Annotated in this window: 1 protein-coding gene; it reads left to right on the top strand. The window is 47.6% G+C overall.

Annotation, left to right across the window (positions count from 1 at the left end; translation table 11 throughout):
* The first annotated feature begins 79 nt into the window (after positions 1 to 79).
* Positions 80 to 1,084, top strand: a complete 1,005-nt coding sequence (add, locus tag R7P35_RS25380) for an adenosine deaminase (RefSeq protein ID WP_318093171.1) — start codon at positions 80 to 82, stop codon at positions 1,082 to 1,084.
* Positions 1,085 to 1,169 lie beyond the last annotated feature (85 nt).

Raw genomic sequence — 1,169 nt, 5'->3', positions numbered from 1 at the left:
TAACTGCAAATCTTACCCATGTATTGTCACAGATGATGTTTGGGCCCTGTTCCAGTTCATAACTATCCGGATCGACATAATGATAACTAAGAATCTTCCTCTAACTGATTTGCACCGCCACCTTGACGGTAACATTCGTACTAAGACTATCCTTGAGCTTGGCCAAAAATTGGGTATTACTCTGCCAGCGTACGATATTGAGTCTCTCACTCCACACGTTCAAATTGTCGAAGCGGAACCATCTCTTGTTGCTTTCCTTTCTAAGCTTGACTGGGGCGTAGCAGTACTGGGCGATCTTGACGCTTGTCGTCGCGTTGCTTATGAAAACGTTGAAGATGCGCTAAACGCACAAATTGATTACGCCGAACTGCGTTTCTCACCATACTACATGGCGATGAAACACAAACTGCCAGTCGCTGGCGTGGTTGAAGCGGTTGTCGATGGCGTACAAGCAGGCATGCGAGACTTTGGCATCAAAGCGAACCTTATCGGTATCATGAGCCGCACATTTGGCACAGATGCATGTCAGCAAGAACTGGATGCCATTCTAAGCCAGAAAGACCACATCGTAGCAGTAGACCTTGCAGGTGATGAGCTTGGTCAACCAGGCGATCGCTTTGTCTCTCACTTCAAACAAGTGCGTGATGCAGGCCTAAACGTGACAGTTCACGCTGGTGAAGCAGCGGGCGCTGAAAGCATGTGGCAAGCCATTCAAGAGCTTGGTGCAACGCGCATCGGCCACGGTGTAAAAGCGATTCACGATCCAAAACTGATGGATTACCTAGCGGAAAACCGTATCGGTATCGAATCGTGCCTGACGTCGAACTTCCAAACCAGTACGGTCGATTCTCTAGCAAATCACCCACTGAAACAGTTCCTAGACCACGGCGTTCTAGCGTGTCTAAATACGGATGATCCTGCGGTAGAAGGTATTGAGCTACCTTACGAATACGAAGTGGCGGCGCCAGCAGCCGGCCTGAGCCAAGAGCAGATTCGCCAAGCGCAAATCAATGGCCTTGAGCTTGCTTTCATTTCTGATGCAGAAAAAGCAGAACTGAAAGAAAAAGTTAAAGATCGCGTTTAATCAGCACAAAAATTATAAAAAATGCCAGCATTTGCTGGCATTTTTTGTATTTGGAATCGGCAAGCGATGATCAAATCACGCGAGA

Origin of the sequence: Vibrio sp. Vb0304 (assembly GCF_033338995.1) — a bacterium.
Taxonomy (GTDB): Bacteria; Pseudomonadota; Gammaproteobacteria; order Enterobacterales; family Vibrionaceae; genus Vibrio; species Vibrio alginolyticus.
The sequence above is the reverse complement of the archived record's forward strand: the minus strand, read 5'-3'. Positions and strand labels throughout refer to the sequence as shown.